Below are 631 nucleotides of genomic sequence, written 5' to 3'. Positions count from 1 at the left end.
CCGCACATGATCTCGATTCGGTTGCGGCGTTCGAACCAACGCTTGTCATATCTGACGGTTGTCTTGCGCCGTTTTCGATGGGAATACAGGTGCCTATCCCTTTGCCTTTCAACGCCTCTCTGAACCAATCTGCATCATAGCCACGATCCCCGAGCAGCCAGTCGACGTCTGGCAAGCTGCTGAGCAACGCTCGCGCGTGGATGTAGTCGCAGACCTGACCATCTGCGACGAACAAGTCGAGTGGTCGACCCTGGCAGTCGCAGACGGCATGCAGTTTTGCGCTCCATGCCCCCTTCGTCCGGCCAATCAGGCGTCCACGCCCCCCTTTTTGACGTCCAAGCTGGTCGCGGTGCGGTGCGCCTTCAGGTAGGTCGCACCGATCATCACGATCTCCTCTTCACCATGTTCCGTGACAGACCAGCCATGATCCGAGCAACGACACCCTTGTCTCTCCACCGCTTCCAACGGCTGCACAGCGTCTTGTATGGACCGTAGCAGCGGGTCCGTCGCGCCAACCCAAGCCATTGCGATTGAAGAAGATAATCCCACTCAAAACACGCCTGTCATCAACGCGTGGCTTGCCGTGGGGCTTGGGGAAGAAAGGTGCCAGACACGCCATCTGAGCATCCGT

1 pseudogene is annotated in these 631 nt (G+C 58.5%); it reads right to left on the bottom strand.

Features of this window, described 5'->3' with window-relative positions:
• Positions 1-631, bottom strand: a pseudogene (locus tag LOM8899_RS23015) (IS5 family transposase); the annotation flags it as partial.

Origin of the sequence: Flavimaricola marinus (genome assembly GCF_900184895.1) — a bacterium.
GTDB classification, from domain to species: Bacteria; Pseudomonadota; Alphaproteobacteria; order Rhodobacterales; family Rhodobacteraceae; genus Flavimaricola; species Flavimaricola marinus.
Note: the sequence above shows the minus strand (reverse complement) of the source record. Positions and strands in the feature narration are given on the sequence as shown.